Annotated in this window: 25 protein-coding genes; 14 read left to right on the top strand and 11 right to left on the bottom strand. The window is 70.3% G+C overall.

Annotated elements, in window-relative coordinates; genetic code table 11:
• The first annotated feature begins 41 nt into the window (after positions 1-41).
• Both ddaH and rocD read left to right on the top strand, forming a co-directional pair.
• Positions 42-827 carry a dimethylargininase gene (ddaH, locus tag VPH61_RS03580; protein WP_332062527.1) on the top strand — a complete coding sequence of 262 codons (786 nt, stop codon included), beginning with the start codon at positions 42-44 and terminating at the stop codon, positions 825-827.
• Positions 824-2,080: an ornithine--oxo-acid transaminase gene (gene rocD, locus VPH61_RS03575; protein WP_332062138.1), complete on the top strand. Its 1,257-nt coding sequence runs from the start codon at positions 824-826 to the stop codon at positions 2,078-2,080. The genes ddaH and rocD overlap by 4 nt, the downstream gene beginning before the upstream one ends.
• On the opposite strand, the gene VPH61_RS03570 is transcribed toward rocD, so the two are convergent.
• Positions 2,067-2,807 (bottom strand): DUF4097 family beta strand repeat-containing protein, encoded by a 741-nt coding sequence (locus VPH61_RS03570; RefSeq protein WP_332062137.1) that lies wholly within the window; start codon positions 2,805-2,807, stop codon positions 2,067-2,069. The genes rocD and VPH61_RS03570 overlap by 14 nt on opposite strands.
• Before the next feature lie 120 nt (positions 2,808-2,927).
• Complete coding sequence (locus VPH61_RS03565; RefSeq protein WP_332062136.1) at positions 2,928-3,761, bottom strand: alpha/beta fold hydrolase; 834 nt, start codon at positions 3,759-3,761, stop codon at positions 2,928-2,930.
• Positions 3,762-3,894: 133 nt separating this feature from the next.
• Between VPH61_RS03565 and VPH61_RS03560 the strand changes: the two genes are divergently transcribed.
• From VPH61_RS03560 to VPH61_RS03550, 3 genes are all read left to right on the top strand, one after another.
• On the top strand, positions 3,895-4,410 hold the full coding sequence (locus VPH61_RS03560; RefSeq protein WP_332062135.1) for a CGNR zinc finger domain-containing protein: 516 nt from the start codon (positions 3,895-3,897) through the stop codon (positions 4,408-4,410).
• 10 nt (positions 4,411-4,420) lie between these two features.
• Positions 4,421-5,944, top strand: a complete 1,524-nt coding sequence (locus VPH61_RS03555; protein ID WP_332062134.1) for a peptide MFS transporter — start codon at positions 4,421-4,423, stop codon at positions 5,942-5,944.
• A gap of 62 nt (positions 5,945-6,006) precedes the next feature.
• A complete protein-coding gene (locus VPH61_RS03550; RefSeq protein WP_332062133.1) occupies positions 6,007-6,786 on the top strand; it encodes a polyprenol monophosphomannose synthase in 780 nt (259 codons plus the stop codon).
• Here VPH61_RS03550 and VPH61_RS03545 read toward each other — a convergent pair.
• The 3 genes from VPH61_RS03545 to VPH61_RS03535 all read right to left on the bottom strand — a co-directional run bounded on the left by VPH61_RS03545 (position 6,738) and on the right by VPH61_RS03535 (position 10,280).
• Positions 6,738-7,994: an ROK family protein gene (locus tag VPH61_RS03545; protein WP_332062132.1), complete on the bottom strand. Its 1,257-nt coding sequence runs from the start codon at positions 7,992-7,994 to the stop codon at positions 6,738-6,740. The two genes, VPH61_RS03550 and VPH61_RS03545, sit on opposite strands and share 49 nt — an antisense overlap.
• A gap of 84 nt (positions 7,995-8,078) precedes the next feature.
• Positions 8,079-9,560 carry a carboxylesterase/lipase family protein gene (locus VPH61_RS03540; protein ID WP_332062131.1) on the bottom strand — a complete coding sequence of 494 codons (1,482 nt, stop codon included), beginning with the start codon at positions 9,558-9,560 and terminating at the stop codon, positions 8,079-8,081.
• Positions 9,561-9,701: 141 nt separating this feature from the next.
• Positions 9,702-10,280 (bottom strand): TetR/AcrR family transcriptional regulator, encoded by a 579-nt coding sequence (locus VPH61_RS03535; RefSeq protein ID WP_332062130.1) that lies wholly within the window; start codon positions 10,278-10,280, stop codon positions 9,702-9,704.
• Between the two features lie 88 nt (positions 10,281-10,368).
• On the opposite strand from VPH61_RS03535, the gene VPH61_RS03530 reads away from it, so the two are divergent.
• Genes VPH61_RS03530 through VPH61_RS03520 form a run of 3 tightly spaced genes read left to right on the top strand, consistent with a single transcriptional unit; the run spans position 10,369 to position 14,779 of the window.
• Entirely contained in the window at positions 10,369-11,685 is a 1,317-nt protein-coding gene (locus VPH61_RS03530) for an MFS transporter (RefSeq protein ID WP_332062129.1), read from the top strand.
• On the top strand, positions 11,685-12,467 hold the full coding sequence (locus tag VPH61_RS03525) for a phosphatase PAP2 family protein (RefSeq protein WP_332062128.1): 783 nt from the start codon (positions 11,685-11,687) through the stop codon (positions 12,465-12,467). The genes VPH61_RS03530 and VPH61_RS03525 overlap by 1 nt, the downstream gene beginning before the upstream one ends.
• The gene (locus tag VPH61_RS03520; RefSeq protein ID WP_332062127.1) at positions 12,464-14,779 is read left to right on the top strand and encodes a glycoside hydrolase family 3 C-terminal domain-containing protein; all 2,316 of its coding nucleotides are present in this window, start codon (positions 12,464-12,466) and stop codon (positions 14,777-14,779) included. Before VPH61_RS03525 ends, VPH61_RS03520 begins: the two co-directional genes overlap by 4 nt.
• Before the next feature lie 81 nt (positions 14,780-14,860).
• Here VPH61_RS03520 and VPH61_RS03515 read toward each other — a convergent pair whose 3' ends face one another.
• Complete coding sequence (locus VPH61_RS03515; protein WP_332062126.1) at positions 14,861-16,591, bottom strand: SulP family inorganic anion transporter; 1,731 nt, start codon at positions 16,589-16,591, stop codon at positions 14,861-14,863.
• A gap of 37 nt (positions 16,592-16,628) precedes the next feature.
• Positions 16,629-17,201, bottom strand: a complete 573-nt coding sequence (locus VPH61_RS03510) for a TetR/AcrR family transcriptional regulator (protein WP_332062125.1) — start codon at positions 17,199-17,201, stop codon at positions 16,629-16,631.
• Positions 17,202-17,273: 72 nt separating this feature from the next.
• On the opposite strand from VPH61_RS03510, the gene VPH61_RS03505 reads away from it, so the two are divergent.
• From VPH61_RS03505 to VPH61_RS03485, 5 genes are all read left to right on the top strand, one after another.
• On the top strand, positions 17,274-17,864 hold the full coding sequence (locus tag VPH61_RS03505; protein ID WP_332062124.1) for a dihydrofolate reductase family protein: 591 nt from the start codon (positions 17,274-17,276) through the stop codon (positions 17,862-17,864).
• Positions 17,865-17,961: 97 nt separating this feature from the next.
• Complete coding sequence (locus VPH61_RS03500) at positions 17,962-18,885, top strand: transglutaminase-like domain-containing protein (RefSeq protein ID WP_332062123.1); 924 nt, start codon at positions 17,962-17,964, stop codon at positions 18,883-18,885.
• Between the two features lie 155 nt (positions 18,886-19,040).
• Positions 19,041-19,421 carry a hypothetical protein gene (locus tag VPH61_RS03495; protein ID WP_332062122.1) on the top strand — a complete coding sequence of 127 codons (381 nt, stop codon included), beginning with the start codon at positions 19,041-19,043 and terminating at the stop codon, positions 19,419-19,421.
• Entirely contained in the window at positions 19,402-19,749 is a 348-nt protein-coding gene (locus VPH61_RS03490) for a hypothetical protein (RefSeq protein ID WP_332062121.1), read from the top strand. Before VPH61_RS03495 ends, VPH61_RS03490 begins: the two co-directional genes overlap by 20 nt.
• Positions 19,750-19,751: 2 nt before the next feature.
• The gene (locus tag VPH61_RS03485) at positions 19,752-20,279 is read left to right on the top strand and encodes a hypothetical protein (RefSeq protein ID WP_332062120.1); all 528 of its coding nucleotides are present in this window, start codon (positions 19,752-19,754) and stop codon (positions 20,277-20,279) included.
• On the opposite strand, the gene VPH61_RS03480 is transcribed toward VPH61_RS03485, so the two are convergent.
• The 4 genes from VPH61_RS03480 to VPH61_RS03465 all read right to left on the bottom strand — a co-directional run bounded on the left by VPH61_RS03480 (position 20,269) and on the right by VPH61_RS03465 (position 24,859).
• Positions 20,269-21,651, bottom strand: a complete 1,383-nt coding sequence (locus VPH61_RS03480; protein WP_332062119.1) for an alpha-hydroxy acid oxidase — start codon at positions 21,649-21,651, stop codon at positions 20,269-20,271. The genes VPH61_RS03485 and VPH61_RS03480 overlap by 11 nt on opposite strands.
• 23 nt (positions 21,652-21,674) lie before the next feature.
• Complete coding sequence (locus VPH61_RS03475; protein WP_332062118.1) at positions 21,675-22,412, bottom strand: FadR/GntR family transcriptional regulator; 738 nt, start codon at positions 22,410-22,412, stop codon at positions 21,675-21,677.
• 92 nt (positions 22,413-22,504) lie between these two features.
• Complete coding sequence (locus tag VPH61_RS03470; RefSeq protein ID WP_332062526.1) at positions 22,505-23,539, bottom strand: NAD(P)-dependent alcohol dehydrogenase; 1,035 nt, start codon at positions 23,537-23,539, stop codon at positions 22,505-22,507.
• A gap of 117 nt (positions 23,540-23,656) precedes the next feature.
• A complete protein-coding gene (locus VPH61_RS03465; protein ID WP_332062117.1) occupies positions 23,657-24,859 on the bottom strand; it encodes an NYN domain-containing protein in 1,203 nt (400 codons plus the stop codon).
• 189 nt (positions 24,860-25,048) lie between these two features.
• On the opposite strand from VPH61_RS03465, the gene VPH61_RS03460 reads away from it, so the two are divergent.
• Positions 25,049-26,641: a serine hydrolase gene (locus tag VPH61_RS03460; protein WP_332062116.1), complete on the top strand. Its 1,593-nt coding sequence runs from the start codon at positions 25,049-25,051 to the stop codon at positions 26,639-26,641.
• Positions 26,642-26,662 lie beyond the last annotated feature (21 nt).

Raw genomic sequence — 26,662 nt, 5'->3', positions numbered from 1 at the left:
TCGAGCGCCAGGAGCGCCGGCCGACCGCTCGCAGCGTGCTCATGTGCCGCCCCGAGCACTTCACCGTCGTCTACCGCATCAATCCGTGGATGAACCCGGCTGAGCCGACCGACACGTCGCTCGCGCTCGCGCAGTGGCAGGTGCTGCACGACACCTTCGTGGGCCTCGGATACGACGTGCAGCTCATCGAACCGATCGAGGGCCTGCCCGACATGGTCTACGCCGCCAACGGCGGCTTCGTGATCGACGGCGTCGCCTACGGCGCGAAGTTCACGTATCCCGAGCGGCAGCCCGAGGGCCCCGCCTACATGGAGTGGTTCCGCGACGCCGGCTTCGAGGTGCGCGAGCCCGTGGAGATCAACGAGGGCGAGGGCGATTTCCTGCTCGTCGGCGACGCGATCCTCGCCGGCACCGGGTTCCGCAGCGACTCGCGCTCGCACGAGGAGCTCGCCGTGATCTTCGGCCGCGAGGTCGTGACCCTGAAGCTCGTCGACCCGAGCTTCTACCACCTGGACACGGCCATCGCCGTGCTCGACCCGACGCCCGGCCAGGAGCACATCGCCTACCTGCCGAGCGCGTTCGACGAGGTATCCGTCGCCCTCCTGCAGGCGCGCTACCCCGACGCGATCATCGTGAACGAGACGGATGCCGCGGTGCTCGGCCTGAACTCCTTCAGCGACGGGTATCACGTGGTGATCGCCTCGCGGGCGAGCCACTTCGAACGGCAACTGCGCGAACACGGATACCACCCGATCGGCGTCGACCTCTCCGAGCTGCTGCTCGGCGGGGGCGGCGTCAAATGCTGCACCCTGGAGCTGCGCCGATGACCACCACGACCCTTCAACCGGCTCAGGGAGCAGGTACTGCGACTGCCGCTGCCATCCACGAGGAGGACGAGCACGCGGCGCACAACTACCATCCGCTGCCCGTCGTCGTCGCGTCGGGCGAGGGCGCCTGGGTGACGGATGTCGAGGGGCGCCGCTACCTCGACTGCCTCGCCGCGTACTCGGCGGTCAACTTCGGCCACGGCAACCCGCGCCTCGTCGAGGCCGCGCGCGAGCAGCTCGGCCGCATCACGCTCACGAGCCGAGCCTTCCACAACGACCGCCTCGGCCCGTTCGTCACCGAGCTCGCCGCACTCTGCGGTAAAGACATGGTGCTGCCCATGAACACGGGCGGCGAGGCCGTGGAGTCGGCCGTCAAGGTCGCGCGCGCCTGGGGCTACCGCGTGAAGGGCGTCGCGGCCGACGCGGCGAACATCGTCGTGATGGCCGGTAACTTCCACGGCCGCACGACGACGATCATCTCGTTCAGCGACGACCCCGACGCTCGCGACGACTTCGGGCCGTACACGCCGGGCTTCCGCACCGTCCCGTACGGCGACGCCGACGCGGTCGCCGCGACGATCGACGAGAACACGGTCGCCGTGCTCGTCGAGCCGATCCAGGGCGAGGCCGGCATCGTCGTGCCGCCCGCCGGGTTCCTTCCGACGCTCCGCGCACTCTGCACGGAGCGCCAGGTGCTGCTCATCGCCGACGAGATCCAGTCGGGGCTCGGTCGCGTGGGTGCGACGTTCGCGTGCGACCTCGTCGGCGTCGTGCCCGACCTGTACCTGCTGGGCAAGGCGCTCGGCGGGGGCATCGTGCCGGTCTCGGCGGTCGTCGGCGACCGCGACGTGCTCGGGGTGCTCCGCCCCGGCGAGCACGGGTCGACCTTCGGGGGCAATCCGCTCGCGGCATCCGTCGGCCTCGAAGTGGTGCGCATGCTCGCGAGCGGTGAGCCGCAGGAGCGCGCCCGGGTGCTCGGCACCCACCTGCGATCCCGCCTGAGCACGCTCGTCGGGCACGGTGTCGTCGAGGTTCGCGGGGCCGGGCTCTGGGCCGGCATCGACATCGACCCCGCGCTCGCGACCGGACGCGAGGCCTGCGAAGCGCTCATGCGCCGCGGCGTGCTCGCGAAGGACACGCACGGCTCGACCATCCGGCTGGCGCCGCCGATCGTGATCGAGCAGGCCGATCTCGACTGGGCCGTCGATCAGCTGGTCGAGGTGCTGGGCGAGCTCGCGCTCAGCGACCGGTGACGCGGATCGACCCGTTCGAGGTCGCGAGGTCGAGCTCGAACTCGCCGTCGGAGTCCTCGTCGATGCCGACGTCGACCGAGCCGTTCGACGTGTCTGTCGTGACGCGGTAGCCGGCATCGCCGACCGGCACTGCGAGGTCGATCGCGCCGTTGGAGGTGCGCGCCTCGACGTCTTGCGGGGCATCGAGCCGGAGTTCGATTCCGCCGTTCGAGGTCGATGCCCGCACACCGGTGCCGGCGAGGCCCCGACCCTCGATGCGTCCGTTGCTGGTCTCGACCTCGACCGTGCCGGTGACGTCGTCGAGTTCGACGCGACCGTTGTTCGTCGCGACGTCGACCTCGTTCACCTTCGTGAGCTCGATCGCGCCGTTCGACGTGGCACCGCGCACGTCGACGCCGGGCGGCAGCTCGATCGTGTATTCGACCGTGCAGTGGCGACCGCACCCGCTGAGCACGAGCACACCGTCGTCGACCTCGAACGTCGAGCCGATCTCGCGATCGCCGTGGTACGAGACCGTGCGCGACACTTCGACCTCCGTCGCGTCGGCGTCGCCCTGCACGACGACGCTGCCGGCGGGCTGGTCGATCTCGATCGTGTGCACCTGCTCGTCGAGGGTCGCGTCGTCACTGAACCGTTCGGGCGGCGTGAGGAGGCCGCATCCGCTCAGGGCGAGTGCCGCCGCCGCGGTGACGGCGGCGATGGCGATCGAGCGTGATGTGCGATTCATGATTCCCCCTCGGGCGCTCGTTTCGCCCCTCATGCGACCATAACGAGGTCGTCGCCAAGCCTGCACGGGGGCATGCCCCCGCATCCCCGTGCCGGGGTGCCCCGTGCAGGCGCGGCCGCGCTACTTCGCGAGGAAGGCGAGCAGTGCCTCGTTGACCTCGGCGCCGTGGGTCCAGAGCAGGCCGTGCGGTGCACCCTCGAGTTCGACGTAGTCGGCGGCGGGCAGGCGCTTCGTGAACTCGCGTGCGGTCGCGTCGATCGGCAGGATGCGGTCGGCCGTGCCGTGCAGGATGAGCGAGGGCACGTCGACCTTCTCGATGTCGCCGCGGAAGTCGGTGAGCCACGACTGCACGACCGCCGAGGAGGCGAACCACGATGAGCTCGCCGCGACGTTCCAACTGGCGCGGACCGCCCCTTCGCTGATGCGCGAGCCGAGGGTCTCGTCGAGGTTGTAGAAGTTCTGGAAGAAGTCGTCGAACCAGGCGTAGCGGTCGGCCTTGGCCGTCTGCTCGATACCCTCGAAGACCGAGGCGGGCACGCCCGGCGCGTTGTCGTCGGTCTGCAGCAGGAACGGTTCGAGCGATGCGAGGAACGCAGCCTTCGCCACGCGCTCGCTGCCGTAGGTGCTCAGGTAGCGGGCGACCTCGCCGGTGCCCATCGAGAAGCCGACGAGCACGGCATCCCGCACGTCGAGCGTCTCGAGCACGGTGTTCAGGTCGGCGGCGAAGGTGTCGTAGTCGTACCCCGTGGTCGGCTGGCTCGAGAGCCCGAACCCGCGGCGGTCGTAGGTGATGACCCGGTAGCCGGCGTCGAGGAGTGCCGCCGACTGCTTCTCCCACGAGCGGCCGTTGAGCGGGTAGCCGTGGATCAGCACGACGGGCTGCCCGGTGCCGTGGTCTTCGTAGTACAGCTCGATGGGGGTGCTGTTCTCGGTTCCGACGGTGATGGTCGACATGTCGTGCTCCTCGTGAGGTTCTACCTAACCGGTGTGGTTCGGTGTGTTGGTTATAACGAAACCATAGCGCGAAGATTCCAACCTGTCTACCGAGTTATGATGGTTATAACTTCCCGTTCAGAATCGAGAGCGCATGTCCACCTCCCTGTTGCTCGACCTCGTGAACTCGCGGCTCGTCATGGGCGACGAGGTGCATGACGAACTCGCCGGCGACGCCGAGGCGTCGGCCTGGTTGCGAGCGCACGGCGCGTCCGGCTCACCGGCCGAGATCGCCGATGCGCGCATGGTGCGTGCCGTGCTCGTGCCCTTCCTCAGAGGCGAAGCGGATGCCGCGGCGCTCGAGCCGTGGGTCGACGCGATGCGCAAGCGCGCCCGTGTCGGCGATCGCGGACTCGAATGGGTCGACGAGGTCGACCCCGCGCGGGCCGTCGGGGCGCGGGCACTCGGCGAGTGGGCGGCGCTGCAGGGCGAGCAGGGCTCGCGCATCCGGCCGTGCGCAGCGCACGACTGCCAGCACTTCCTCATCGACGAGAGCCGTGCGAACGCCCGCAAGTGGCATTCGATGGAGACCTGCGGCAACCGGGCGAAGGCTCGCAGGTACTACGCGAAGTCGAAGCTCGCCGTGCTGCCGGGAGGCGACGCGGAGTAGTCTGGCCGGCATGGGCAGCATCACCGAACCTGCCCCGGGGGAGTACGGGCCGCCCGAGCCGAGGGGAACCGGCGACGGCGACTCGTCACGCGACACTCGGGGCGACCACGGCTTCTTCGGGCAGCCGAGATCACTCGCGAACATCTTCGGCGTCGAGATGTGGGAGCGGTTCAGCTTCTATGGCATGCAGGGGATCCTGCTGATCTACCTGTACTACACCGCGGTCGAGGGCGGCCTCGGCATGGAGGAGACCGCGGCGGCCGGCATCGTCGGCGCCTACGGCGGCGGGGTGTACCTCTCGACGATCCTCGGCGCCTGGCTCGCCGACCGCGTGCTCGGCAGCGAGAAGGTGCTGTTCTACAGCGCCATCGTCATCATGGCCGGCCACATCGCGCTCGCCCTGCTGCCCGGGTTCGTCGGCGTCGGCGTCGGCCTCGTGCTCGTCGCCTTCGGCTCGGGCGGACTGAAGGCGAACGCCACGAGCGTCGTCGGCACGCTCTACTCCGAGCACGACCCGCGCCGTGACGCCGGGTTCTCGATCTTCTACCTCGGCATCAACCTCGGCGCGTTCTTCGGCCCGATCCTCACCGGGCTCCTCGCTTCCACGCTCGGCTTCCACTGGGGCTTCGGCCTCGCGGCGGTGGGCATGGCGATCGGCCTCACCCAGTACTCGTTCGGGCGCAAGCGACTGCCCGCCGAGGCATCCGTCGTGCCGAACCCGCTGCCGCGCGAGCGCATCGGCCTCGTGATCGGCCTCGCGGTGGCGGCCGTCGCGGTCGTCGTCGTGCTCGTCGTCACGGGACTCATCACCGCGACGAACCTCGTCACCTGGGTGATCGGCTCGGTGATCGTCGCCGCAGTGGCGTACTTCGCGGTGATCCTCTCGAGCAAGCGCATCACGACCGTCGAGCGCAGCCGGGTGTTCGGCTTCATCCCGCTGTTCGTCGCGAGCGTCGCGTTCTGGTCGCTGTACCAGCAGCAGTTCACGGTGCTCACGATCTACTCCGACAAGCAGCTGAACCGCGACCTCTTCGGCTGGGAGATGCCCGTCTCGTGGGTGCAGTCGATCAACCCGATCTTCATCATCATCCTGTCGGGCGTGTTCGCGGCGATCTGGACCAAGCTCGGCGACCGCCAGCCGTCGACGCCGATCAAGTTCGCGCTCGGCACCGCGATCATGGGCGTGGCGTTCCTGCTCTTCATCCCCTTCGCGGGCGGAGCTGCCAACTCGACGCCATTGCTCGCGATCATCGGCATCCTGTTCGTCTTCACGGTGGCCGAGCTGCTGCTCTCGCCGGTCGGTCTCTCGGTGACCACGAAGCTCGCACCGAAGGTGTTCCACACCCAGATGGTGGCGCTGTTCTTCCTCTCGGTCTCGCTCGGTACGGCGATCTCGGGCCAGCTCGCGACCTTCTACTCGGCTGACACCGAGGTCGTGTACTTCGGCGCGCTCGGCGGCATCGCGATCGTGCTCGGCATCGCGCTCGCGGTCGGCAGTCGCGGCGTGCTGAAGCTCATGGCCGGCGTGCGCTGACCCGGCCGCAGCGGTCGACCCGCTGACGCGGGGGTGGCCCGCGGGCGACTACGATTCGAGTGATGACCCGAGCCCTGGTGGTGATTCCCACCTACAACGAGCGCGAGAACATCGCCGCGATCGTCTCCCGTGTGCGCACCGCCGTGCCCGCGGCATCCGTGCTCGTGGTCGACGACTCCTCGCCCGACGGCACCGGCGTGATCGCCGACGAGCTGGCGGCAGCGGATGCCTCGGTGCGCGTGCTGCATCGCACCGAGAAGAGCGGCCTCGGGGCGGCCTACCTCGACGCGTTCGCGTGGGCGCTCGCCGAGGGGTTCGACCCGATCGTGCAGATGGACGCCGACGGCTCGCATCAGCCCGAGCAGCTCACCCGCCTGCTCGACGCCCTCGCGGACGTCGAGACCCCCGTCGACCTCGTCATCGGGTCGCGCTGGATCGACGGCGGGTCGATCGAGAACTGGCCGCGCCGCCGCCAGTGGCTCTCCCGCGGCGGCAGCGCCTACGCGCGCTGGGTGCTGCGGCTGCCGACGAGGGATGCGACGGCGGGGTACCGTGCGTTCCGCGCCGACGCGCTGCGACGCATCCGGCTCGACGACGTGCACACGCGCGGCTACGGATTCCAGGTCGACATGCTCTGGCACGCGCGTGAAGCCGGGCTCGTCGTCGTCGAGGTGCCCGTCACCTTCGTCGAGCGCGCGCGCGGCAGGTCGAAGATGAGCGCCGGCATCGTGATCGAGGCGATGATGCGGGTGACCGGCTGGGGCATCCGCAGCAGGCTCGGGCGAGGCCTGCCTCAGCCGGCGAGCAGCAACGGGTCGGAGACCAAGCGTTCGCGAGCCTGACGGCGGGCGCCGGCCACGGCGGCTTCACCACCCTGCTGCGAGGCCACGATCGCGGGGATCGACTCGAGGGCGCCGCCGCCGATCGTCGGACGGTTGTCGCGGAACGAGGTCTCGATGTCGCCGACCAACGCCGCCCAGTAACCGCCCACGACGATGGTCGCGGGGTCGAGTGTCGGGGCCACGAGCTGCAGCGACCGACCGATCCAGAGCGCGGCGTCGAGCCACGACCAGCGGGCACGGTCATCGGCCGCGTCGACCCGTACGACGAGTTCGTCGAGCGCGGCGAGGCGGCCGTTCGCCGCCGCGAACCCGGCCAGGCCCGCCCGCTCGAGCACGATCTCGGGGGAGGCGACGGTCGCGAGGCATCCGCGCTGCCCGCAACTGCACCGCACGCCGCCGGGCACGATCGGCAGGTGCGCGAAGGTCGCCGCGAGGCCGTGGGCGCCCCGCATCGGCCGGCCGTCGACGACTGCGGCTGCGACGATGCCGGTGTCGCCGGCGACGTAGAGCAGGTCGCGGGCGCCCGGGCCCGCCAGTTCGACGGATGCCGCAGCCGTCGCCGCCGGTACGAGGGCGATCGGCATCGGGAGCGCGGCCTCGACGTCGGCCAGGCCGGGCGTGCGGGCGCGGAGTTCGCCGAGCACGTCGACCGGCTCCACGCCGAGCCGCTCGTCGGTGAGCACGATCGACGGAGTTCCGGCGACGGCTCCGTCGACGAGCAGTGTGACGTCGGCGATCGAGCGGCCCGCTCGTTCGGCACGGGCGATGGCACGGCCGAGCACGACCGCGAGCAGTTCGAGGGGGCTCGGCCCGTCGGCCGCCTCGTCGGCCGGGGAGGGCTCGGCATGCAGCGGAGCTGTGAAGCGTGCGAGTTCGTCGCCGCCGAGCGTCGCGATCGTGGCGACGGCGTCGTCGTGGCCGAGATGGGCGGTCACGAGCACGTGGTCGGCCGCGGCGAGCGTGAGCGGTGCGGTGCGGTGATCGCCCGCGGCATCCGCTGCCTCGGGTCGCAGCACGCCGGCGTCGAGCAGTCGTGAGGTGAGTCCCGCGATCGCGCCTCGGCCGAGGCCCGTCGCAGCGGCGAGCTCGCTGCGCGTCGCCGGACCGTGGTCGACCAGGTGGTCGACGAGCCGCGCGGACTGCTCGCGGTGCACCTCGTCGAGCGGGCCGGTGGTGGTGGGAACTGAGGTCTCGCCGGCCGAAGTCATGTGAGAAGCATGCGTGCAACGGGGCCTCTTGGTCACGTACCCCATTCGGGGGACAAAATGGCCCGGTTCGCCGCCGGCGTCGTCTCAGCCCGCGAGCAGCGGCCGCACACTCTCGTAACCATCGGCCATCATGGTCGACGGGGTGTCGTAGACCCGCGTCGCACGTTCGGGCTCCGCGTACCGCGGCCACCCGGGCTCGCCGGCCGTGATGAAGGCCACAGCACCGCCGTGTACCTCGTCGGCGAGGCGCTGCGGCGGGTTCGGGCCTGCGAGGGGCTCGATCGCGATGGAGTCCAGGCAGTCGAAGAAGAACGGCACGTCGAGGCAGTGCTCGGCGAAGCCGAAGACGCCCGACGGCCACGAGAACCGGTACACCCAGGTGGGCGCATCGCCGCGCAGGGCGACGATCCGCACGAGCGCGGTGCGGAACATCTGATCGGTGAGGTAGCGGCCCGCGATGCGCGCCGTGCCCTTGCGGGCGACCGCGGCGTTGGCCGCGAGGTAGGGCTTCAGCTGCTGCTTCGGAATGCCGAACTTCTTCAGCAGGAGCGACTTCGGGACCCAACGGAGCTTCTTCTCGGCCTCGGCGAAGACCATCGAGAACTCGTCGTCGGTGGCACCGATCACGAGCGGCTTGTCGGCGCCGACCCCGGCGGCGAGCGACGCCGTCGTCGAGCGGGGGAGCAGCTCGCCGTCGATCGCCGGGCCGAGGCCGAGGCCGTCTTCGATCATGCTCCCGAGGGAGTCGGGGCCGAGCTCGGTGGCCTTCTTCTGGAGCTCGAGCACGCGTTCCTCGGAGAGGCTCGAGAACCCGGCGACCGTCGGCTCGACCCCCGCCGCGGCAGCGAGCTCGCGACCGAACTTCTCGGCCCGCTCAGGCGTGACGTCGCCGAGGGCGCCGGAGATCGCGTAGACGCCCTGGAAGAGGTGCTGTGCCGACTCCATGCCGAGCAGCGTGAGCACGGCACCGCCGCCGGCGGACTGGCCGGAGATGGTCACGCGCGACGGGTCGCCGCCGAACGACGCGATGTTCTCCTGCACCCACTCGAGGGCGAGGAGCCAGTCGCGCACGCCGCGGTTCGACGGAGCATCCGCGATCCAGCCGAACCCGTCGAACCCGAGGCGGTATGAGATCGTCACGGTCACGACGCCGTCGCGGTTGAAGCGCCCGCCGTCGTACCAGAGGCTCGCGGGCGAGCCGGCGAAGAAGCCGCCGCCGTGGATCCAGACCAGCACCGGCAGTGCGACGTCGGTCGAGGGCGCGGGAGTGAAGACGTTCACGTTCAGCGTCGAGTCGCCGGGCACGCTGGGCTCGGGAATGAGCGTCACGCCCGGGTCGCCGCGCTGCGCGGTCGCGCCGAACTCGAGGGCATCGCGCACTCCCTGCCACGGCGCCTTCGGCACCGGGGCCGCGAAGCGCAGTCCGCCGACGGGCGCCTCGGCGAAGGGGATGCCGAGGAAGGCGGCCGAAGCGGATGCCTCGCCGGGTTCGCCGCGCCAGGCGCCGCGAACGCGGCCGGAGGCGGTGTCGACCTCGACGAAGGTGCCGGTGCTGGTCCGGGTCATGGGCGGTGCTCCTCTCGAGCGCTCGCATCCTTGCGAAAACCGAATGACGCTCGGCAATGAGTATGCGACGATTCGAACCGGAACACAACGTCGCCGCGACCGGATCGAGCGTTGATCCGCGCTCGCGGCCGGGGCATCCGCTCAGCCCTTGCGGGTGATGAGATGCCAGAGGTAAGCGACGTGCTCGGCCATGTCGATGGAGGGATCGAGCATCCACTGGGTCTGCAGGCCGTCGGCGGCCGCGAGGAACAGGTTGCCGATGCGGTCGATGTCGAGGTCGGGGTCGAGGCGCCCGGCCGCCTGCTCGTCGCGGAGCATGCCGACGAACAGGGTGCGGAACTGCACGTACCGCTCGACGAAGAACGCGTGGGCGGGGTGATCGGCATCGCCTGCCGCGGTCGACAACTGGGCGTAGAGCTGCACGAGGCCGGGAACCTCGCTGTTGTGGCGGATCACCTGGAAGAACGCCTCGATCGGTCGCCCCGTGTGGATGTCGAAGGTCTCGGTGTCGACCTCGTCGCGCTTGCGGAGGATCTCTTGGAAGAGCTCCTCCTTCGACGAGAAGTAGTGGAGGAGGCCGGCCTGGCTGAGGCCCACGGCGTCGGCCAGCTCGCGCACGCTCGTGCGCCGGTAGCCGTTGCGTGCGATGACGTCGAGTGCCGTGGTGAGGATCTCCTCGCGCTTCGCGACGCCCTTCGCGTATGAACCTCTGCGTGCCATACGTGAATATTAGTCGGTTGCGATTGAAAACCGAGCGATGTATGGTTTTGCCACCCGCCTCACCGTCGAGGCTCTGAAAGGACCGCACATGACAACGGCGTCGACCCCCCGACCGTCAGCCGACCCACGCCTCGACGAACCCGACGAGACCGCCGCCTTCATCGAGGAGGCCGCGGGCAACGAGGATCCGCCCACCCCGATCACGGGCGTTCGCCGCCTGATGGGCTGGATCATCCCCGCGAACCTCGGCATCTTCCTCATCTGGGGAGCCGTGCCCGGCATCCTGTTGCCGGCACAGGTTGCCGCGCAGTTCGGTGAGGCCGACAAGATTGCGAACCTCGCCGTCGTGATGACGATCGGCGCGTTCTTCTCGATGCTCGCCCAGCCGATCGCCGGCCAGATCTCCGACCGCACTCGCTCGAGGTTCGGCCGTCGTGCGCCCTGGATCTTCATGGGCTCGCTCGCGGGCGGCCTCGCACTCGTCGGCCTCGCCTTCGCGAACAGCCTCGTCGGCGTCGTCATCGCGTGGACCCTCGTGCAGATCACCTACAACTTCGCGCAGGGTCCGCTCAGCGCCGTCATGCCCGATCGCGTGCCGGTCAAGCGCCGCGGCACGTTCGCCACGCTCTCGGGCATCGGCCTCATGGTCGGCGCGCTCGGCGGCCAGATCATCGGGTCCATGTTCTACGGCAGCATCGCTGCGGGCTACGTGACGTTCGCGGTGTTCTCGCTCCTCATGCTCACGCTGTTCATCGTCTTCAACCCCGACCACTCGTCGAAGGACCTCGAGCCCGAGCCCTTCAGGCTCGGAGACTTCCTGCGCACGTTCTGGGTCAGCCCGGTCAAGCACCCCGACTTCTTCTGGGCGTTCACCGGCCGACTGCTGCTCTACACCGGCTACTTCGCCGTCACCGGGTACCAGCTCTACCTCCTCACCGACTACTTCGGGGTCGAACGGCCGCAAGACGTCATCCCGATGCTCGGGCTCATCAGCCTCGCCGGCATCCTCATCGCGACGATCGTCTCCGGACCGCTCTCAGACCGGCTCGGCCGCCGCAAGATCTTCGTCTTCGTCTCGTCGGCCGTGACCGGCCTGGCCTTCCTCCTCCCGTGGATCTGGCCGGACATCACCGCCTGGATGATCATGACCTTCATCGCAGGCCTCGGCTTCGGCATGTTCCAGGCCGTCGACACGGCGCTCATGAGCGAGGTGCTGCCGTCGGCGAAGTCGTTCGCGAAGGACCTTGGCGTCGTGAACATCGCAGCGACCCTGCCGCAGACCCTCGCGCCCGGCGTCGCCGGTGCGATCGTGCTCGCATTCGGCTTCGAGGGCCTGTTCCCCGTCGCCATCGTGCTCTCGATCCTCGGCGCGTTCGCCGTCTGGCCGATCAAGGCGGTGAAGTGATGTCGGATGCCGCTGCCACTTCGCCCCCGGTCGACGCGACCACTCCCGTGGCGGTCGAGCCCGCGGCATCCGCTGCTCTCAGGCCCCGCCGGCTGCTCGTGACCGGCCTCATCGGCCTGGCGCTGTTCGTCGCCTTCGGGCTCACCGTCGCGGCGAACCCCGGCAGCCCGTTCACGCAGGGCATCGACGGCGCATGGCGCGCCCTCGTCGGGCTCCAGCCCGGTACGGGCGGCGAGACCTGGGCGCTGCCGATGCTCTTCCAGTACCTCGGGGAGATCCCGGGCGCGGTGCTCACGCTCCTCGTCATCCCGATCTGGCTGTTCGTGATCCGCCGCTGGCGTTCGGCGTTGTTCTTCCTCGCGGCCGAGTTCGGCGGCACGCTCGTCGTCTCGCAACTCGTGAAGAACCTCGTCGACCGGCCGAGGCCCGCCGCCGACCTCGCGAACGGACTCGCCGGGCCGCTGTTCGGGGTCGACCACGGATCGTTCCCGTCGGGGCACGCGGTGAGCACCGGCATCCTGCTCGTCGCGGTCGCCGCGCTGTTCCCGCCGGCGAAGCGACTCGCCTGGTGGATCATCGGCGCGCTGCTCGTCGTCGGCATGATCTGGCAGCGCACCCTCATCAACGCGCACTGGCTCTCGGATGCGCTGTTCGGCGTCATCGGCGGGGCGTCCGCGACCCTCATCCTCTGGTGGGCCTTCGCAGCCCTGTTGCAGAAGGACTACGGAAAACCACTCTTCCGGCGGAGTATCGAAGCACCGGCAATCGAAGGAGCAACATGACGGACACCTTGAACACCACCTCCCCTTCGACGGGATCAGGGGGCGAGTTCGCTGCGACCCCCGCCGCCGACATCGTCGCCGACCTCACCCTCGAGGAGAAGGCGTCGCTCACGAGCGGCGCGAGCTTCTGGACCACGCAGGGCATCGAGCGGGCGGGCATCCCCGCGATCGTGCTCACCGACGGCCCGCATGGCGTGCGGCTGCAGAAGGGCAGCGCCGACCACCTCGGCATCGGCGACAGCGTGCCGGCCACCTGCTTCCCGCCCGCCGTGGCGCTCGGCTCGACCTTCGACCCCGAGCTGCTCGCGCGCGTCGGCACGGCACTCGGCGAGGAGGCGCGTGCCGAAGGCGTCGGCGTGCTGCTCGGCCCGGGCGTCAACATCAAGCGCTCGCCGCTCTGCGGCCGCAACTTCGAGTACCTCTCCGAGGACCCGATCGTCTCGGGCGTGCTCGGCGCGGCCCTCGTGAACGGCCTGCAGTCGCAGGGCGTCGGCGGTTCGCTGAAGCACTTCGCGGCGAACAACCAGGAGCACGACCGCATGTCGTCGTCGAGCGACGTCGACCCGCGGCCGCTGCGAGAGATCTACCTGCGCGGCTTCCAGCGCGTCGTCGAAGACGCGCAGCCGTGGACCGTCATGTGCTCGTACAACCGCCTGAACGGCGTCTACACGAGCGAGGATCCGTGGCTCTTGAACACGGTGCTCCGTGACGACTGGGGCTTCGAGGGCCTCGTGGTCAGCGACTGGGGAGCTGTCAACGACCGGGTCGTCGGCCTGCCCGCCGGTCTCGACCTCGAGATGCCGTCGTCAGACGGTCGCTCGGCGGCCAAGCTCGTCGCCGCCGTCGCCGACGGCTCGCTCGACGAGTCGGCGCTCGATGTCGGTGCCCGCCGGGTCGTCGAGCTGGTGCAGAAGGCCGTCGCCGGTGCATCCGATGCCGCCTACGACGTCGACGCGCACCACGCCCTCGCCCGTGAAGCCGCCGGCCGCGGCGCCGTGCTGCTGAAGAACGACGACGCGATCCTGCCGCTCGACGCCGCGACCTCGGTCGCCGTCATCGGCGCGTTCGCCGAGAAGCCGCGCTACCAGGGCGCCGGCTCGTCGCTCATCAACCCGACGAGGCTCGACAACGCGCTCGACGCGATCGTGTCGTATGCCGGCGAGGCGAACGTGGCGTTCGCGGCCGGCTTCACGACCGACGGCTCCGACGGTGCTGCCCTCGTCGCCCCCGCCGTCGAGCTCGCCGCGTCGAATGACGTCGTCGTGCTGTTCCTCGGCCTGCCGGGCTCCTACGAGTCCGAGGGCTTCGACCGCGAAGACCTGCACCTGCCGGCCGAGCAGCTCGCTCTGCTCGAGGCCGTCGTCGCGGCGAACCCGCGCACGGTCGTCGTACTTGCCAACGGCGGCGTCGTCGAACTGCCGTTCGCGGGCGACGTGCCCGCGATCCTCGAGGGCTGGCTCGGCGGCCAGGCCGGCGGCTCCGCCATCGCCGACGTGCTCTACGGCACCGTGAACCCCTCGGGTCGCCTCGCGGAGACCATCCCGCTGCGCTTGCAGGACACCCCGGCGTACCTGAACTTCGGCGGCGACTTCGGTCACGTGCGCTACGGCGAGGGCCTCTTCGTGGGCTACCGCTGGTACGACGCGCGCGACGCCGAGGTGGCCTACCCGTTCGGTCACGGCCTGTCGTACACGACGTTCGGATACTCAGATCTGTCGGTGACGGCTGCCGAATCAGCAGCGGATGCCTCGGGGCTCACGGTGCGCGTCACGGTGACGAACACCGGGGATCGCGCCGGGCGCGAGGTCGTGCAGGTCTACACCGGCCTCGCAGCCTCGGGTGTGCAGCGCGCTCCGCGCGAGCTCAAGGCGTTCGCGAACGTCGCCCTCGAGGCGGGCGAGTCGCGTGTCGTCGAGATTCCCATTCGCTCCGAGGACCTCGCGTACTGGGACATCCGCGTCGACCGCTGGGTCGTCGAGCCTGGTGCCTACAGGGTCGAGGTGGGTGCGTCGAGCCGCGACATCCGTCTCAGCGCCGTCGTCGAGGTCGAGGGCGAGCAGGTGCGCCTGCCGCTCTCGCTCGAGTCGTCGATCGCCGAGCTCGCGGCCGACCCGGTCGCCGGCCCGATCGTCATGCAGGCGATGGGCTCGTTCGCGTCGGGCATGGCCGACACCGACATCTTCGACGAGGGCGGCCTCGAGAAGATGATGGCGTCGTTCCCGATCGGCAAGCTCGCGGGCTTCCCGGGCGTGCCTGTGACGCCCGAGCAGATCCAGCAGCTGATCGACCTGTCGAACTCGCAGCGCTCGTAGTCGTCGAGACGACGCCTGTTGTCGCTCCTCGATCTGGGGAAGCGACAACCGGCGTCGTCTCGAGCTGCGGGCGGCCGCGTTTCAGGAGTGCGGCGGCTCGGCGAAGGCGCGTGCCGCGGCGAGCCCGGCATCGAGCGAATCGCCGATGCGCGGCGTCGCCGGGAACACCCGCTCGCGCCCGACCACGTCGATCGCGAGCGTGGTCTCGAGCTGGTTCATGACGCGTGGGCTCAGCCCGACGAGGATGAGCGCCCCGCCGGCGGCCCGCAACTGCGCGGCGTAGCGCGTGACGACGTTGATGAACGTCGCGCCGAGCTCGTCGGTGCCGCGCAGGCGCAGCACCACGGCGGCCTGCTCGCACCGATCGGGAACCTCGGGCAGTTGCGCCGCAAAGACCGGCGCCGCAGCGAAGAACAGGCTGCCGTACGGCACGAGCACGACGATCTCGCCCGGCGCGAGCCGGCTCGGGGGCTCGGTCTCGAGGGGATGCGGGCTCGACGCGTCGTAGACCCAGCGGCGCACGATGACGCGGTTCGACTGGCGGGCGACGTGCAGCACGACGGCGAGACCGACCCCCACGAGCACCGCGTACTGCAGGGGCACGATGAGGGTCAGGACGAAGGTGACCGCGAGCACGCTCGCCTGGATTCGCCCCGTGCGCCACACCATCACGAGGTCGTGGGGTTTGAAGGTGCGCACGCCGACGAGGATCAGGAGGCCCGCGAGTGCGGGCATCGCGACGTGGGAGATCACGCCGCCGAGCGCGAGGATGCCGACCACCATCACGACGGCGGTGATCACGTTCGCCAGCGCGCTCTTCGCTCCGGCCGCGCGCACGATCGCGGTCGCCGACATGGAGCCCCCGACCGGCAGGCCCTGGAAGAGGCCGCTCGTCAGGTTGGCGACGCCCTGGCCGCGGAAGTCGGCGGACGGATCGGGGTAGCGTCCGTCGGGATTCGGGGTGGCCCCCGAGATCGCGGCACCCTGCACGAGTCCGACGAGCGCGAGGGAGAACGCCGGGATGAGCAGTTCGGCGGTCAGCGCGAAGTCGGGCATGGCCGGCATCGGCACGGCGTTCGGGATGTCGGTGATGTCGCCGACGATCGCGACCCCACCGAACCAGGGGATGAGGGTCAGGGCGGATGCCGCGGCGACCGCCACGACGAGCGAGAGCGGGCCGAGGAAGGTGCGTTCGAGGGCGAGGATGAGGGCGACCGTGACCACCCCGAGCAGCAGGCTCTGCCAGTGGATCGAGGGCAGGTTCAGCAGGATGTCGAGGCTGCGCATGACCCGGTTCGGGCCCTCGCCCTCGTAGCCGGTGAGGTTCGAGAGCTGGCCGAGCACGATGTTCACGGCCACGGCGTTGACGAAGCCGACGAGCACGGCCGTCGGGATGAAGCGCACGAGCGAGCCGAGGCGTGCGAGCCCGAGGCCGAGCATGACCATGCCGGTGAGCAGGGCCAGCGTCGCGATCGCGACGCCCTGCCGGTCGGAGTCGACGACCGCCGGCACGTCGGCGATCATGACCGACATCGCGCCGGTCGCCTGCACCGACATGAAGACGGATCCGGTCGCGAGGGCGCCGCCGAGGGTGCCGAAGAGGTAGCCGTAGAGCCCGTAGACCGGGTTCACTCCGGCGAGGACGCCGGACGCGAGACCATCGGGGATGCTCTCGATGCCGAGCACGAGACCCGCGCGGGCATCGGCGAGCACGGTGCGGCGGGTGCCGAAGCGTCTCAGGTAGCGGCGCAGCGGCGTGCCCGCGCTGCCAGCTCCCGCACCGGGCTCGGTCTCCTCCGCCGCATCCGCCATGCCACCCCTCCCCGCGCTCATCATAGGGTGGGCGCTCTCACTCGGCCGGCAGCAACCCTTCGACGAGGGCGTCGACGATCTCATCGGTCGAGGTGCCGGGATCGAGCGGCGTCGTCAGCCGGTCGAGCAGCAGGCCGTCGACCGCGTAGTGGAACAGGGCGATCTCGCGTCGGGCGCCGGGGAGGCCGGCCGCCGTGTTGAACGCGACGTCGCCGTCGAAGCCCGCCCGCTGCCATGCGCCGAGCACGGCCGCGACCTCGGGGCGGCGCGTGCTCTCGAGGCGGAGTTCGAAGAGGGCGAGCGTCACCTCGCGTTCCGTCGTGAGCCGGCGCACGATGTCGCGCAGGTAATCGGCGAAGAGTGCGCGGCTCGGAGTCTCGACGGCTCGCCGCTCCAGGTCTGCCTCAGTCGGGGCGAGGCGCTCGCCGATGCGTTCGACCAGCCCCGTGATGAGCGCCTCACGGCTGCGGAAGTAGTTGGAGGTCGTGCCGGTCGGCGCCCCGGCGGCTTCGTCGATCGCCCGGTGCGTGAGGCCGCGGGACCCCTCGCGAGCGAGCACGCCCAAGCCGGCATCCGCCAGCGATCGTCGTCGCTCCTCGTTCTTCGCCATGCTTCATGCTAGCGCAACCACTACAGATGCTGTAGTCTCTCAATCACTACAGAAGTTGTGATTGGAGTGTTCTTGCGAGAACTCGTGTACTACGTCGCCGTCACCATCGACGGCTTCATCGCCGGCCCGGCCGGCGAGTTCGACGCCTTCCCGATCGAGGGCGACCACATGCAGCACCTCAACACCCGGTTCGCCGACGCCGTGCCGACGCACATCGCGGACGCTCTCGGCATCGAGCGCGACGGCGCGACCTTCGACACCGTCGTCATGGGGTGGAACACCTATGCGGTGGGGCTGCCGTTCGCGCCGAGTCCCTACCGCCACCTGCGGCAGTTCGTGTTCTCGCGATCGCGCACCGAGGTCGACATCCCGGGCGAGCATCCGAACCTCACGCTCACCGCGGACGATCCGGTCGAGGTCGTGCGACGCCTCAAGGCGGAGCCGGGAGCGTCGATCTGGCTCTGCGGCGGCGGAGCGCTCGCGACCGTGCTCGCCGACGAGATCGACCGGCTCGTGTTGAAGCGCAATCCGCTCATTTTCGGCGACGGCATCCCGCTGTTCGCCCCCGGCGCGTATCACCCGCGCTCCTTCCAGGAGGTCGGCACCACGGCGTTCGAGTCGGGGGTCGTCGTCTCCGAGTACGAGCGCCGCCCGCAGAGCTGACGTGCGTCGAGATGACCCGTGTTGTCGCAATACCCTCCGGTGTTCCGACGACACCGGCCCTCTGGAATGCGCGCGGGACGGGTGGTAGACCTGTCGAGTGCCCTTCGACGACGAACTCGCCACCTACAGCGCCCATACCGTCTGCAGCGACCCCGGACGCATGACGGAATGGATCGGCGAGCAGCCCGGCGACCTCGCCGAGCTGCGTCGCCGTGTCTCGGGGCTCGTCTTCCACTACCGTGCGAACGGCGATCCGTCGCGCCACGGATTCGGCGGCGACCGCCTCGCGGAGATCGACCTGCGCTACGCGGAGGAGCAGTTCGCGCGCCTCGCCGAGCTGAAGGCCGATCGGCTCGACGGGCGACGTGCGCCGACCGAGCGCATCCTCGGCTGCTGCCGCGACTTCACGCTGCTCTTCGTCTCGCTCGCGCGCACTGCCGGCATCCCCGCCCGCTCGAGGGTCGGCTTCGCCGGCTACTTCGACGACGGCTGGTGGATCGACCACGTCGTCGCCGAGGTCTGGGACGCGGATGCCGCGCGCTGGCGCCTCGTGGAGCCGCAGCTCAGGGAGGGCATCGTCGATTCGGCGACGGGTGCGCCGCTCGACCTCGTCGACGTGCCGCGCGACCGATTCCTCACCGGCGACCAGGCGTGGTCGGGCGCTCGTGCCGGACGCATCGATCCCGAACGCTGCGTCGTGGCGCCGGAGTTCGAGTCGCCGGCGCTCCGGTCGTGGCAGTACCTCGCACACAACCTCGTGCTCGACCTGGTTGCGAGGGCGGGCCACGAGGCGCTGCTCTGGGAGACCTGGGGTGTGCTCGACGAGTTCCTGGCAGGGGTTCCGGATGCCGCGCTGACCGCCGATCTCGATCACATCGCCGCCCGGCTCGCCGACCCGGCGGTCACGCTCGACGAGGTGCGCGCGCTCGCCGCGGACCCGCGCTTCGCGGTGCCCGAGGTCGTCACGAACCACTCGCCCCTCGACGGCTCGACCCGGCGGGTGGCACTTCGCACCCGCTGACGCGGGGCGAGGTCTTCGCGTGGATCGACCTGCCGGCCTTCGACGACCGCCGTACGTCTCCGAGCACGCACTGAGCCCGGGCGCGCGCGCCGGTCGGCCTGAAGAGGGTGCCACTCCTGATGCCGCGGGCGGATGCGATCCGTACCGTCGCTCTCATGGATCTCGCCGTGATCGCCGGCGTCGTCTCGACCGGCCTCTTCGCCATGAGCTACGTGCCCATGCTGGTGAAGGCTGTGCGCACGAAGGACCTCGCGTCGTACAGCCTCGGCAACCTCGCGATCACGAATGCGGGCAACGCCGTGTACTCGGCCTACGTGTTCAGCCTCCCGTTCGGGCCGATCTGGTTCCTGCATTCCTTCTACGTCGTCGCCTCCCTGCTCATGCTCGTGTGGTTCCTGCGCTCGCGCGCTGCACTCGCCGGGCGGCGATCCGCAACCCCCTGTCGCAGGGCCTCCCGCTCGCGTAGACCGGAACGTGTCCGCGCCATCCGTGCGGGCAGGGAGGAGGAACGCGACGATGGCGATCCGACTGAATGAGACGGCGCTGCGGCACGCGCGATCGCTCGTGCGCGACGGCGACGTGGTGCGCGACGAACGCGACGCGTGGAGCGAGGACGCCCCGACGGCCGACGAGGAGAACGCGTTCATCGAACGCGAGGGATGGACCGAGTTCCGGCATTGGCACCTCGGCGTCGACGACGACGCCGACGAGGAGACGAAGGAGGCGTACTCGTTCCCGTACGGCGACTTCCGCAAGGTGCACCGTTGCAGTGTGATCTCGCTCGAGAGCCGCGCCGGGCAGTTCGATCACGACGACATCCGTGACGCCGCCAAGAAGCTCCTCGACCTGATCGACGAGGGGTGACGATGGCTGCGGCAACGCGAACCGAACGCGCCGAGGCCAAGCGCGCGATCGCACGGTCGAAGCGGGCGGAGACCGAGGTGCGGCACCTCGCGAAGGAGCTCCCGAAGGGTCCGTCGCGGACGTTCCTCGAACGCACGGCGGCTGACGCGAAGGCCGAGCGCAAGGCGGCCGCGGCCGAACGCCGCACCACCGCGCGCCGCGCAGCTCGTCGTGCCGAGGCCGCGGTGGCCGGGCTCGAGCGCGCCACGCGCATGAGCGGGGCTCGCCACGGCAAGGAAGGGCCGCCGTTGTCGACGCTGCTGGACGCCGACGAGCGCGCCAAGGCACGGGCGACACTCATCAAGCGGCGTCGCGCGCAGGCAAAGCAGGCGCAGAAGATGGCCAAGACCGTGGCGCGGGCGACGATCGTCGCCGCCGTCACGACGCCGAGCGACGACGAGCGACGGAAGGACCGACGACAGGATCGGCAGCGGGCCTCGAACCGCCGACGAGCGCATGGCTCGCCGGCGGTCGGCGGCGCTACTTCTTGACGGTCGCGGGCTTCGCGGCGGCCGGTGACTTGGTGGCCGCCGACTTCGTGGTCGACTTCGCCGCCGTACCGGCCGCACGCGGGGCGCGCACGGTCTTCGGCTTCGCGGCGGCGGCCTGCTCCGCGGCATCCGTCATCGGCTTCGGCAACGCTGTGAAGCGCGAGAGCTGCGTGACGTGCTGCGGGCCGAGCTCGTCGAGGGTCGACACCTCGAGCAGCTTCATCGTGCGGGCGATCTGCGTCGAGAGGATCGAGATCGTCTTGTCGACGCCCTCGCGGCCGCCCGCCATGAGTCCGTAGAGATAGGCGCGGCCGATGAGGGTGAAGCGAGCACCGAGGGCCACGGATGCCACGATGTCGGCGCCCGACATGATGCCGGTGTCGAGGTGCACCTCCATGTCGGAGCCGACCTCGCGCACGACGTGCGGCAGCAGGTGGAAGGGGATCGGCGCGCGGTCGAGCTGGCGGCCGCCGTGGTTGGAGAGCACGATGCCGTCGACGCCCTTGCCGGCGAGGATCTGCGCGTCCTGCACGGTCTGCACGCCCTTGACGACGATCTTGCCGGGCCACATGGCGCGGATCGTCTCGAGGTCCTCGAACGAGATGGTGGGGTCGAACATGCCGTCGATGAGCTCGCCGACGGTGCCGCCCGTCGAGGAGAGCGAGGCGAACTCGAGCTTCGGAGTCGTGAGGAAGTTGATCCACCACTCGGGGCGTGGGATCGCGTTGACGACGGTCGCGGGGGTCAGCTGCGGCGGGATCGAGAAGCCGTTGCGGGTGTCGCGGAGGCGGGCGCCGGCGACGGGAGTGTCGACCGTGAAGAAGAGGGTGTCGAAGCCGGCGGCCGCCGCGCGGCGCACGAGCTCGTACGACTTCTCGCGGTCGCGCATCACGTAGAGCTGGAACCAGTTGCGGCCGTTCGGGTTGGCGGCCTTCACGTCTTCGATCGAGGTCGTGCCCATGGTCGACAGGGTGAACGGGATGCCGGCGGCACCCGCGGCCCCGGCACCCGCGGTCTCGCCCTCGGTCTGCATCATGCGCGTGAAGCCGGTGGGGGCGATGCCGAACGGCAGCGCGGTCGGGCCGCCGAGCACCTCACGGCTCATGTCGACCACGGGGACGTTGCGCAGGATCGCCGGGTGGAACTCGATGTCCTCGAACGCCTGGCGGGCGCGAGCGAGCGAGATCTCGCCCTCGGCCGCACCCTCGGTGTAGTCGAACGGCGCCTTCGGCGTGCGGCGCTTCGCGATGTCGCGGAGGTCGTAGATCGTCAGCGCCTTGTCGAGGCGGCGCTGCTTCGCGTTCAGGGTCGGCGCCTTGAAGCGCATGAGCTCTGCGAGCTCCTTGGGGTTCGGGAACTGGCGCTGGACCATCGGCTGTGCTCTCTCTCGGTGCTTCAGGGGGTCGGGGTGTCGACGAACGTCTCGGCGTAGTAGCCCGAGATGTGGTCGTGGGTTCGGGTGCGGGCGGTCGCGGCATCCGCTCGATGGATGGCCTCGACGATGCCGCGGTGCTCACGTCGCAGGCGAGCGGATGTCGCGTGCCAGTCGATGATCGCGGCGAGGCCCTCGCGGGCGTACCCCTCGATGCCGCTGCGGAGGCCGGCCATCGTCGCGGTGATCACCTGGTTGCCCGAGGCCTCGGCGAGGGCGAGGTGGAAGGCCGCGTCGAGCGCGAGGAACTCGGTCGGCGAGAGGTCGGGGGAGTCCATCGCATCCAGCAGGAGCTCGGCGGGGGCGAGGTCGGGCGCGTCGCCCGTCGGCGAGGTGGCCTCGGCGAGGTCGCCGGCGACCGAGCTCTCGAGGATGAGTCGCGTGCGCACGATGTCGGCGACCGGGAACCCGCTCGCCGCGACCTGCAGGCGCATGAGGGCCGACATGCCGCCGCCGGGCGTCGCGATGATGATGGCGCCCGAGTTCGGGCCCGAGCCCGCAGCGGTGCGGATGAGTCCGAGCACCTCGAGCACGCGCAGGGCCTCGCGCACGCTCGAGCGGCCGACGCCGAGCTCGGCGGAGAGGGCGCGCTCGCCGGGCAGGCGATCTCCGGGGCGCAGGGCGCCCTCGAGCAGCTGCGCCTCGACGTGCTCGAGCACGATGCGCCAGGCGCGAGGGGTGTCGGATGTCTCAGCGTCCATGCCGATCGTCCTCTCCGCGCGCCTGTGGTCTGACCACAGAGTAGCACGTGTGGTCAGACCACAGGATGACGGAGTGGCGGACTCCGCGGCGACTACGGGACGATGATCGCCCGGCCGCGCAGCGTGCCGTCGTGCAGACGGCGGTAGGCCTCGGGCGCCTCGTCGATCGGGAACACCTCGGTCTCCACTTTCACGAGCCCTGCGCGGGCGAGATCGAACACCTCGAACAGCTCGGCCCGGGACCCCCAGTACGGCGAGCGCACGGTCGAGTCGTACGGGGCCCCGAGCATGCCGACCGGCAGCACGCCGACACCGACCCCGACGATCACCTGGTCGCTCTCGACCCCGGCGATGCTGCGGCCGAGATCGATCGTGGGCTGGATCGCGACGAAGTCGAATACCGCCGTCACCGGACGCCCGCCCGTGGCCTCGCGGATCTTCTCAGCGGCCTCGGCATCCGAGGCGAAGGCGTGGTGCGCTCCGACCTCGCGGGCGAGCGCGAGCTTCTCCTCGCTCAGGTCGAGGGCGATGACCGTCGACGGCGTGATCGCCCGCAGGATCTGGATCGCGACGTGCCCGAGCCCACCCGCTCCGATGACGACGGCGGTCGTGCCCGGCACGAGCTTCGGCAGCGACATCTTGATCGCGTGGTACGGCGTGAGGCCGGCGTCGGTGAGCGCGACGTTCTGCACCGGATCGAGGTCGCCGAGCGGCAGCAGGTGCCGATCGCTGCGCACGATCATGTACTCGGCCATCGCTCCCGGTGCCCCGAGTCCTGGAGGCGCGATGCCGAGCTCGGCAGCGCGCTCGCAGTAGTTCTCCTTGCCCTGCGCACACTGGTAGCAGCGGCCGCAGCCCTGTGGCCCGTAGACCGCGACCGAGTCGCCGATCGCGACGCCCGTGACGCCGTCGCCGAGCTTGTCGACCACGCCGGCGCCCTCATGGCCGAGCGTGAGCGGCAGGCCGTAGGTGTACTGCTCCTCGGTCAGGCTCATCACGAAGCTGTCGGAGTGGCAGGCGCCCGCGGCGGTCACCTTCAACCGCACCTCGCCCGGTCCGGGCTCCGGAACCTCGATCTCGACGACCTCCGGTGATCCGCCGATGGTCCGATACTGCACCGCCTTCATGGCACCCTCCCGTTCGACTCCGGCGTCCAGCACGCCGGACACCCCCAGTCTTCTCCCCGGGGCTGAGCGGAGTCGGTGAACGGCGGCGGAGAACCGCGGCGAACGGATGCCGCGGGCTCAGTCCTTCGTCGGCCGGATCCGCACCCGGCCGCGGCCGGTCTCGTCGAGTTCGACCACGCCGCCGCGCGACTTCAGGAACTCGGTGAACGACGCGAAGCCGAGGCGGCGCTCCTGGAAGCTCGGGTCCATGCGCATCATCTGGTTCTTCACGGTGCTCGACGACTGCCATTCCTCGTCGTTCTTCGAGTGGAGCAGCTCGAGTGCCTTGAGCAGCAGGCGGCTGGGGTTCCGAGGACTGCCGCCCGTCGTCTCCTCGACTGGCGCATGGTCGGTCGGTGCGACGAACTGCAGCGCCCGGGCCGACGCCCGCTTCGCCGGCGGCTCGGGGGTCTCGGGCTTCTCGGCCTTCTCTGTCTTCTCTGCCTTCTCGGGCGTCGAGGTGCCGGCTGCTTCCGCGACGGACTTCGAGGTTGCACGACGACGCCGGGTCGGCGCGGGCGCCGACTCCGGGGCCGTTTGCGCGGCAGCGTCGGTCGAGGCAGCGTCGGCCGTGGCAGCGTCGGTCGCCTCGGGTGCGGCCGACTTCGCCCGCGACCTGCGGCTGGTCGCCGGTGGCGCCGCGGCCGCCTCGGGCACGGCCTGCGCCGCGGCATCCGCTGCCTCGTCATCGGCGACCGCCGCATCGGTCGCGAGCAGGGTGTCGTAGTCGGCGTACTCGTCGCAGGCCGCGGTCAGGGCGCGGCTCGTGCCACCCGCGACGCCGATGCCGACGACGTAGCGGCCGAGTCGCTTCGCCTTCTGCGCGAGCGCGACGTAGTCGGAGTCGCCCGCGACGATCACGATGTGGGTGAGGTCGTCGATGCGGAACATGTCTTCGACCGCATCGACCGCGAGGCGGATGTCGGCGCCGTTCTTCGTCGCCGAGAGCGGGAACAGCTGCACGAGGTCGACGGCGCGGTCGATGAGCTGGCCGCGGTAGCTCGCGTTGACCGGCGTCGACCAGTCGGCATACGCGCGGGCGATCGCGATCGTGCCGAACGTCGCCGCGAAGTCGAGCACGGCGTCGACGTCGACCGTCGCCACAGCGAGCTTCTTCGCCGTCTCCGAGCCGGCGGCGGGCGCCTTGCTCGTCGACGTGTCCTTGCGGTACGCGCTGACCCTGCGCGAGCCCTGGTCGCCGTGCAGCTGGTCGTAGCGCGAGATCACGATGTTGTCGAAGTCGAAGTACAGGGCCACGCGGGGTTCTGCCGAGATGGGCATGAATACCTTCCATCGGGGGTGTGCCTTCGATGCTACGCCCGTGGGCTGTGCGTGGCCCGAAGGCACCTCCGCGACGGCGTCAGGCGGCTCGTTCCGAAACGTCAGGCGGCTCGTCCCGAAAGAGGGGGGCGACACGTTGCCTCCGATGCCGATACGCTCGCGGAAGTGACTCCATGGGGGAGGATCCACATGTCTCATCGCCGCGCGCGTTCGCTGGCCGCTGCCGTCTCGATCACCGTGATGGTCATCGCGCTCGCCGGCTGCGCGCCAGAACCCGAGCCGTATGCCCCTCGCGTTTCCGCCGACGGTCCGCCGCCCGGCGACGCGGTCGAGGTGGCCGAGGGCGGCCTCGATCACGCACTCGAGGCGCTGGCCGGAGACGTCGAGTCGATCCTCGCCGAGTCGGGGGTTCCCGGCGCGGCCGTCGCCGTCATCCGCGGTGACGAGCTGCTGTTCGCCGAGGGATTCGGCGTGCGCGAGGTCGGCGACGACGCGCCCGTCGACGAGTCCACGGTGTTCCAGATCGCGTCGATGTCGAAGCCGATCGCGGCGACGGTGGTCGCCTCGCAGCTCGACGACGCGCTCAACTGGAACACTCCCGCCGCGCAGTACCTGCCCGGGTTCGCGCTCGCCGACCCGTGGGTGACGGAACACGTGACCGTCGGCGACCTCTTCTCGCACCGCTCGGGGCTGCCCCTGGCCGCCGGCGATTCCCTCGAGGACATCGGGTACGACCGCGACTACATCCTCGGCCACCTCGACGAGGTTGCGCTCGACCCGTTCCGCACGACCTACAACTATGCGAACTTCGGGCTCACCGCGGGCGCCGAGGCGGTGGCGAACGCCGTCGGCACCGAATGGGAGGAGCTCTCGGAGCAGGCGCTGTACGACCCCCTCGGCATGGAGTCGACGAGCTCACGCCATGAGGACTTCCTCGCGCAGGAGAACCGCGCGACCCTGCACGCGCTCGAGGACGGCGAGTTCCAGCCGCTCTACGAGCGCGACGCCGACGCTCAGACCCCAGCGGGCGGCGTCAGCTCGAACGTGCTCGACCTCGCGAAGTGGATGTCGCTGCTGCTCGGCGAGGGCACGTACTCGGGTGAGGAGCTCGTGCCCGCCTCGCGGCTCGTCCCGGCGCTCACGCCCGAGATCGTCTCGGGCCACGCCGGCGCGTCGGGCCTGCGCGCCGGCTTCTACGGCTACGGGTTCAACACCGGAACGGATCCGTCGGGGCACACGACCGCATCGCACTCGGGCGCGTTCTGCCTGGGTGCCGCGACGAACTTCCAGATCGTGCCGAGCCTCGGCCTCGGCGTCGTCGCGCTCACGAACGGCGGTCCGATCGGTGTGCCGGAGGCGATCGTCAGCACGTTCCTCGATCGGGTGCAGTTCGGTGAGGTGCACCGAGACTGGCTGGCCGACTACGGGCAGGCGCTCGCCCACTACTACGAGCCCGCTGGTGACCTCGCAGGAGAGGACCAGCCGACGGATGCCGCGGCCCCAGGCCCGCTCGAAGCGTATGCGGGCACGTGGACGAACCCGTACTACGGCGATGCCGTCGTCACGGTCGAGGGCGACGCCCTCGTGGCCAGGCTCGGCCCCGACGGCGGGTACGAGCTCGAGTTCGAGCCGTGGAACGGCGACGTGTTCGCCTTCGTGCCGACCGGGGAGAACGCGCCGTGGGGGTCGAAGTCTTCCGCGACGTTCGCGGTCGGCGGGGGAGCAGACACGATGAAGCTGCAGTTCTTCGGCACCGACGACCTCGGCACTTGGACCCGCTGACCGTCGACCCGCTGACCGTCG

This window comes from Agromyces sp. CCNWLW203 (assembly GCF_036576125.1).
In the GTDB taxonomy this organism is placed as follows: Bacteria; Actinomycetota; Actinomycetes; order Actinomycetales; family Microbacteriaceae; genus Agromyces.
Note: the sequence above shows the minus strand (reverse complement) of the source record. Positions and strands in the feature narration are given on the sequence as shown.